This is a genomic window from Pseudokineococcus sp. 5B2Z-1 (assembly GCF_037482305.1).
Taxonomy (GTDB): Bacteria; Actinomycetota; Actinomycetes; order Actinomycetales; family Quadrisphaeraceae; genus Pseudokineococcus.
Map to the genome: position 1 here is coordinate 419,743 of NZ_JBBHZG010000004.1, position 7,230 is coordinate 426,972.

Genomic DNA, 7,230 nt, shown 5'->3' on the forward strand with positions numbered 1-7,230 from the left:
CGGCGTCAGCGGCCGGAGAGCAGGTCCGCGAAGGAGGGCGCGTCCTCGAAGGGGTCGTGCGGCCGGCGCGCGGGGCGCCCCGCGACGACCTCTGCGAGCTCGCCGGCCGCCCGGGAGACGCGGGCGGACAGGGCGTCGCCGGACCGGCCGGCCTCACCGCCCCAGTCCTCCGGCGCCGCGAAGACCGCCGTCGGCAGCACGAGGGCGCGCAGGTGCGCGAAGAGCGGGCGCATCGCGTGCTCGAGCACGAGCGAGTGCCGCTGCGTGCCCGCCGTCGCGCCGACGACGACCGGGACGCCGGTGAGGGCGTCCCGGTCGAGCGCGTCGACGAAGGTCTTGAAGAGCCCGCTGTAGGACGCCGCGAAGACCGGCGTCACCGCGACGACCGCGTCGGCGCCGGCGACGGCGTCGAGCGCCGTCCGCAGGGCGGGGCTCGTGGCGTTGGCGACGAGGTGGTCGGCCAGGTCGCGGGCGAGGTCGCGGACCTCGACCACGGTGGTCCCGGCCTCGAGGCCGCGGCCCGCCAGGGCGTCGACGGCCGAGGCGGCCAGGCGGTCGGCGAGCAGCCGGGTCGAGGACGGCTGCCCGAGACCGGCGGAGAGGACGACGAGGGACCGGCGCTCCATCAGGCCACCGTCGCAGCCGTCGCGGGCGTCGGCGCGCCGAGACCGGTCTCCTGGTCACCTCCGCGCGCCGCGGCGTCCCGGGCCGCCACGCGGGAGGCGTGCGTCGGGGCGTCGGGCACGTGGGCCGGGCGCATCGCGTCCATCTCCCGCCGGAGCACGGGCACGACCTCCGACCCCAGGAGCTCCATCTGCTCGAGCACGACGTCGAGGGGCAGGCCCGCATGGTCGATGAGGAACAGCTGGCGCTGGTAGTCGCCGAAGTGCTCGCGGAAGGTCAGCGTCTTGTCGATGACCTCCTGCGGGCTGCCGACGGTCAACGGCGTGTGCTCGGTGAACTCCTCCAGCGACGGCCCGTGCCCGTAGACCGGGGCCTCGTCGAAGTAGGGCCGGAACCGGCGGACGGCCTCCTGGCTGTTCTTGTGGAGGAAGACCTGGCCGCCGAGCCCGACGACCGCCTGGTCGGCGGAGCCGTGGCCGTAGTGCTCGTAGCGGCGCCGGTAGAAGTCGACGAGCCGGATGAAGTGCTCCTTCGGCCAGAAGATGTGGTTCGCGAAGAACCCGTCGCCGTAGTACGCCGCCTGCTCGGCGATCTCGGGGCTGCGGATCGAGCCGTGCCACACGAAGGGCGGGACGCCGTCGAGCGGGCGCGGGGTCGAGGTGAAGGACTGCAGGGGCGTGCGGAAGCGCCCCTCCCAGTCGACGACGTCCTCGGTCCACAGCCGGCGCAGCAGGGCGTAGTTCTCGATCGCCAGCGGGATGCCGTCACGGATGTCCTTGCCGAACCAGGGGTACACCGGGCCGGTGTTGCCGCGGCCCATCGTGAGGTCGACGCGCCCGCCCGAGAGGTGCTGGAGCATCGCGTAGTCCTCGGCGATCTTCACCGGGTCGTTCGTCGTGATGAGCGTCACGGCGGTCGACAGCAGCAGCCGCTCGGTCTGCGCGGCGACGTAGCCGAGCATCGTCGTCGGCGAGCTGGGGACGAAGGGCTCGTTGTGGTGCTCGCCGGTCGCGAAGACGTCGAGCCCGACCTCCTCGGCCTTGCGGGCGATGGCCACCATCGCCCGGATCCGCTCGTGCTCGGTGGGCGTGCGCCCCGTCGTCGGGTCGGGCGTGACGTCGCCGACCGTGAAGACCCCGAACTGCATGACCGCCTCCTGCGCGCCGGCCCCTCGGCCGCCGTGGTGTTCCAACGTTCAACTGTCGGTGCGGTCAACGACGGCGGTCAGCCCGGTGTTCCCCGCTGCGCCGTCCGGGGTGGCGCAGCAGGGGCGCGGGGTGCTGCGGAGGGTGGGTGCTGCGGGCGCGAGGAGGTGGGGGGCGGCTGCTCAGGCGGCGGCGGTCGCCGTGTCGAGGGCCGACCGCAGCTCCGCGGCGTCGGCGTCGGACATCTCCCAGTCGCCGGCGGCGACGTTGGCCGCGACCTGCTCGGGCCTCGTCGCCCCCGCGATGACGGACGAGACCTCGGGGCGGGCCAGCAGGCCCGCGAAGGCCACGTCGAGCATCGACCGGTCGCGCTGCTCCGCGAAGGAGGCGACGGCCTCGGCGACGTCGAACGCCTCGTCGGTGAGCCAGCGCGGGCCCATGTCACCGGCGAGGCGCGTGCCGTCGGGCGCCTGCTCGCCCCGGCGGTACTTGCCGGTGAGCAGCCCCGACGCCAGGGGGAAGTAGGGGAGGAAGCCGACGCCGTGCGCGGCGCAGGCGGGCAGCAGCTCGGCCTCGGCGCCGCGGCGCAGCAGCGAGTACTCCGACTGCTCGGAGACGAAGGGCGCGAGGTGGGCGGTGCGCGCCGTCCACGACGCGTCGGCGACCTGCCACGCGGGCAGGTTCGAGGTGCCGAGGTAGCGGACCTTGCCCTCGGTGACGAGCTCGCCCATCGCCGTCAGCGTCTCCTCGAGCGGCGTGACGCCGTCGGGGCGGTGGTACTGCAGGAGGTCCACGTGGTCGGTCCGCAGCCGGCGCAGCGAGCCCTCGACGGCGCGGCGCAGGTACCGCCGCGAGCCGCGGGCGCCGAAGTCGTCGCCGTAGAGGCCGCCCATGTCGAGGCCGAACTTGGTGGCGAGCACGACGTCGTCGCGGCGACCCTCGAGGGCCCGGCCGAGCGCCTCCTCGGAGGCGCCCTGGCCGCCGTAGACGTCGGCGGTGTCGAAGAAGGTCACGCCGTGGTCGAAGCAGGCGTCGACGACCGCCGTCGTCGCCTCCTGGTCGAGCCGGCCGCCGAAGTTGTTGCAGCCCAGGCCGACCGCCGAGACGCGCAGGCCGCTGCTGCCGAGGTTCCTCATCCGCATGCGCTCGACGCTAGGCCTGCGGGCGGTCCGCCGCTCCGTGGGAGGGGGCCGGCTGCCCTCCACGTCCCGCCCGACGCTCCCTCTGCCCTCGCTCGAACGCGTGTTCGATCCGTTGTCGGTGGTCGCGCCTACGGTCGTGGGTGTGGAGGACGAGGCGGTGCTGGGGTCGGGTGCGGGGGTGCCCGACGCCGTGCCGGACGCGGCGTCGGCCTCGGCTTGCGGTGCTGGCGCGGCGCCCGCGATCGCGGCGCTGCGGTCGGCCCTGGAGGTGGGGCGGGCGGCGGTGGCGGGTCTGGGGCTGTGGTCGGTGGCCACGGGTGACCTGCGGGGCGTGCTGGTCGAGCTCGAGGCCTTGGTGCGCGTCGCCCAGGCCGCTCAGGTGGTGGTGCTGGGGGAGGTCGCGGCCCGGGGTGAGGCGCTGGTGCCGGGTGGGTTGACGCCGGGGGAGCGGGCGGTGCTGGCGCGGTCGCGGGCCGGCGACGGGCGCGGTGAGTTGGCGTCGGTGCTGGGGGTGCACCCGGCGACGGCGGCGCGGCGTCAGGCGACGGTCGCGTTCGTGACCGGCGCGGGCCTGCCGGCGCAGCGGGTCGCCCGCACGGGCGGGCGGGGCGCGGGGCTGGGGGAGGGCGCCGCGACGGGCGCCGCGTTGGCTGCGGGGCTCGTGAGCGTGGAGGCGGCGGACGTGGTCGCGGGGACGGTGCTGGACCTGCCTGAGCACTACGGGCCGGTGGGGCGGGCGGCGGTGGAGCGGGTGCTGCTGGAGCACGCCCCGGAGGTGTCGTTGACGGTGCTGCGCCATCACGCGGCGGGGTTGCTGGCCCGCGCGGAGCTGTCCGAGGCCGGCGAGGACGCCCTGGCCGACGGCCAGGCGGCGCTGGAGGGGAGCGACCTGCTGGGGCGGCGGGAGGAGCGGGCGCACCGGCGGCGGGAGCTGTACTGCTCACCGGACCTGCACGGGACCTGGCACGTGCGCGGGCGCCTGGCCCCGGAGGCCGGCGCGACCCTGATGACCGCGATCGAGGCCCTCGCCGCCCCGGAGCCGTCCGGGGAGGGCGGCCCGGACCTGCGTTCGGCCGCGCAGCGGCGCGCCGACGCCCTCGTGGCCCTGGCCGACAAAGCCCTGTCCGCCCCGCCGGGCAGCCCCACCGGTGTCTCCTCCGAGGGCGGGGCCCGGGCCCGGGTGGTCGTGACGATGGACCTGTCCGCCCTGGCCGGTGCCGTGGCCGGGGCGGGCCTGCTGGCTGACGACGCCCCGCTGTCGGCCGGGGCGGTGCGCCGGTTGGCGTGCGACGCCGAGGTGGTCCCCGCGGTCCTGGGCTCGCGCTCGGAGCCGCTGGACGTCGGCCGGGCCGCGTACACCGTCACCCCGGCGCAGCGCCGCGCGCTGGCGATCCGGGACCGGGGGTGCATCGGCCCGGACTGCGACGCCCCCGTGAGCAGGACCCAGGCGCACCACGTCGTGCACTGGGCCGACGGTGGCCCCACCGACCTGTCGAACCTGGCGCTGGTGTGCGGGCACGACCACCGCCGGGTCCACACCGGCGCCCTGGTCGCCCACGTCGTCGACGGCCGACCCGTCATCACCCGCGCCGGCGACCCGCCACCGGCCAGCGCGCCACCACCCTGGCGCGCTCGACTGGAGGACCTCGCCGACGAGCTGACCGACGGGCTCCACCACCCCGACGGAACGGGGCGGGACGGCCGGCCCGACGAGCGCGGCCGGCCCGACGAGCCCGGCCGGCCCGACGACCCCGAACGCGAGCCCGGCCGCAGGAGCGGGGCCGTCGACGTCGTCGAGCCCGGTGCCGCCGACGAGGTGCGCCGGGCTCGAGAGCGGGGCTCGCGGCACGTCCGCCCGACCGACGCCTCCTGTGGCCCCGACCCGTCCTGCCCTCCCGACGAGTCCCCTCCCGACGAGTCCCCTCCCGACGTGTCCCCTCCCCCCGGGACCTCCGACCTGCCCGGCGGCGGCGGTCGCACCGACCTGCCGACGGCCCCCAGCGAGCCCTCTTCGACGCAGCGCGCCGACGGGGACGACCCGTGACGCGCCGCCGTGGGGTGGGCTCGCGCGCCGTGGCCGTCGTCGGACCGTCGGCCGAGGGCGGAGACCGGGCCGACCGTCAGCTCGCGCCCGCTCGCGGGAGGGAGACGACCACCCGGGCACCCCCGCCGGGGGCCTCGTCGAGGTGCGCGTCCCCGCCCATGGCCCGGGCGCCGGCGCGCACCAGCGTCAGCCCGAGGCCGCTGCTGCTGGTGCCCGTCGTGGTGAAGCGGTCGAAGACGCGCTCGCGGTCCTCCGGCGCGACGCCCGCGCCGTCGTCCTCGACCCCGAGGACGACGAGCTCGCGCTCGAGCCGGGCGCCGACGCGCACCTGCCCGGCCCCGTGCCGCCGGGCGTTCTCGACGAGGTTCACCGTGATGCGGGCGAGCACGCGGCGGTCCGCGCGCGCCACGGCCCCCTCCCCGCCGGTGACAGTGACGTCTCCGTCCCACCCCCGCGCGGCCAGCACCTCGCGCACGAGCGGCAGCACCGCGACGTCCTCGAGGTCCACGTCGCCGTCGCCGTGCTCCAGCCGCGAGAGCTGGAGCATGTCCTCGACGAGGCGGTGCAGCCGCTCGGTCTCCGCGAGCATCAGCCGGACGGGCTCGCGGCCGCTCTCGGGGAGCTGGCCGGTGATCGGCGCGACGAGCGAGGACGCCGCCACGAGCGTCGAGACGGGCGTGCGCAGCTCGTGGGCGAGGTCGGCGGTGAGCTCGCGCTCGCGCTCGTGCGCCTCGCGCTCCGTCCGGAGCCGTGCGCGCGCACCCAGCCCCGTCGCGCCGGCCGCCAGCGCCGCCGACAGCAGGACGGCGCCGCCCGCGCGCACGCCCGTGGCGCTCGCCCGCGCCTCGACCGGGGCGGTCGAGGCCAGCACGACCACCTGGGCGGACCCCTCCGCCAGGCCGACGAGGAGCGCCCGACCCCCCTCGACGGCCGGGCCCGCGTCGTCGTCGACCCCCTCCACGCGGCGGCCGGTCGCGAGCTCGTCGCGGACCTCCCGCGGGAGGTCCTGCACGCCCAGGCCGGTCGCCGACGACGTCTCCCGGCCGTCGACGACGACGAGGACCTCCAGCAGCCCCGGGTCGCGCGCGCCGACCACGAGACGCTCGAGCGCGCCGCCGGCCTCGGCCCCGGGCGCGGCCGCCAGGACGACCGCGGCGCTGCTCCGGGCGCGCTCGCCCAGCGCCTCCCGGTCGGCGTCCGCGAGGGCTGCCACCCCCACCACCGCCGGGGCGCCCAGGAGCACGAGCGCGGCGCCGGCGCCGACCAGGGCGGCCGGCACGGGACGCAGGGGACTCGAGCGGCGTGCCCGCGACCGACGACCGCCCACCCCGTCCACCGGTCCGACGCTAGCCGGGGGGCGACCGACGACGGGGTCGTCCGCTCGCCGCGCCTCCCGGCTCCCCCTCGGCCGGCTCCCTCTCGCCCGGCCTGCGCCGTCATCTCGTCATCTCCGGCCCCCTCGTGTGACAGCCGTGTGACAGGACGGCGCTCAGGCCCGTCTCGGCGTGAGGGAGGGCGCGCCGCCGACGAGGGTCGAGGACGTGCCCGGGGAGAGCAGCCCCCCCGCTGGCCACGGGCCCCCGGGGGCCCGGACGGACGACCCGCGCGAGCGGTCGAGCCATCGGCCGCGCGAGGCGCGACGACCACAGGAGGACCCATGACCACCCGTACCCGCACCCGCTCGACCACCGCCGCCCGCCGCCCGCTGCGCGGCCTCGTCGGCGTCGGCGGCGCCGCCGCCCTCGCCCTGGGCCTCGGCGCCTGCGGCGACACGGCCGGCGACGAGGACGGCACGAGCGTCGAGGACGTCAACGAGGCCGAGAGCGAGGTCGAGGTCGACGGCGCGGGCGACTACGCCTACGACGGCCTCTACGACACCAGCTACGCGGACCAGCAGGACGACCTCATCGGCCAGGAGGTGACCCTGTCGGCCTCCGTGGACGAGGTCCTCGACGACACCTCGTTCACCATCGCCGGCGACGGCAGCGGCGTCGAGCCGCTCCTCGTCGTCGACGCCGGGTCCGACACCGCCTCGATGGTCCAGCCGGACCAGGAGGTCGACGTGTCCGGCACCGTGGAGGAGGTCTTCGTCCTCACCGAGGTCGAGGCCGACCTGGGCGTCGACCTCGACGACGAGCTCTACGCCGAGTGGGAGGGCCAGACCTACCTCTCGGCCGACGCCGTGGACATCGGCGTCGAGGAGGACAGCTGATCTGAGCGCGCGGGCGCCGCGCGCGCCCGGCACGCACGAGCGGGGGAACTCGGCCAGACTGCC

Annotated in this window: 6 protein-coding genes; 2 read left to right on the forward strand and 4 right to left on the reverse strand. The window is 77.0% G+C overall.

Going from position 1 to position 7,230, the window contains the following annotated elements; all coding sequences use genetic code 11:
- Nucleotides 1–5: 5 nt before the first annotated feature.
- The 3 genes from WDV85_RS12695 to WDV85_RS12705 all read right to left on the reverse strand — a co-directional run bounded on the left by WDV85_RS12695 (nt 6) and on the right by WDV85_RS12705 (nt 2,911).
- The gene (locus tag WDV85_RS12695; RefSeq protein ID WP_339570970.1) at nt 6–626 is read right to left on the reverse strand and encodes a CE1759 family FMN reductase; all 621 of its coding nucleotides are present in this window, start codon (nt 624–626) and stop codon (nt 6–8) included.
- Nucleotides 626–1,771 carry an LLM class flavin-dependent oxidoreductase gene (locus WDV85_RS12700; protein WP_339570971.1) on the reverse strand — a complete coding sequence of 382 codons (1,146 nt, stop codon included), beginning with the start codon at nt 1,769–1,771 and terminating at the stop codon, nt 626–628. The genes WDV85_RS12695 and WDV85_RS12700 overlap by 1 nt, the downstream gene beginning before the upstream one ends.
- A 180-nt stretch (nt 1,772–1,951) precedes the next feature.
- A complete protein-coding gene (locus WDV85_RS12705) occupies nt 1,952–2,911 on the reverse strand; it encodes an aldo/keto reductase (protein ID WP_339570972.1) in 960 nt (319 codons plus the stop codon).
- Between the two features lie 142 nt (nt 2,912–3,053).
- On the opposite strand from WDV85_RS12705, the gene WDV85_RS12710 reads away from it, so the two are divergent.
- Entirely contained in the window at nt 3,054–4,955 is a 1,902-nt protein-coding gene (locus WDV85_RS12710; RefSeq protein ID WP_339570973.1) for an HNH endonuclease signature motif containing protein, read from the forward strand.
- A gap of 76 nt (nt 4,956–5,031) precedes the next feature.
- Here WDV85_RS12710 and WDV85_RS12715 read toward each other — a convergent pair whose 3' ends face one another.
- On the reverse strand, nt 5,032–6,234 hold the full coding sequence (locus WDV85_RS12715; RefSeq protein ID WP_339570974.1) for a sensor histidine kinase: 1,203 nt from the start codon (nt 6,232–6,234) through the stop codon (nt 5,032–5,034).
- Between the two features lie 378 nt (nt 6,235–6,612).
- Between WDV85_RS12715 and WDV85_RS12720 the strand changes: the two genes are divergently transcribed.
- The gene (locus WDV85_RS12720; protein WP_339570975.1) at nt 6,613–7,167 is read left to right on the forward strand and encodes a hypothetical protein; all 555 of its coding nucleotides are present in this window, start codon (nt 6,613–6,615) and stop codon (nt 7,165–7,167) included.
- Nucleotides 7,168–7,230: the final 63 nt, after the last annotated feature.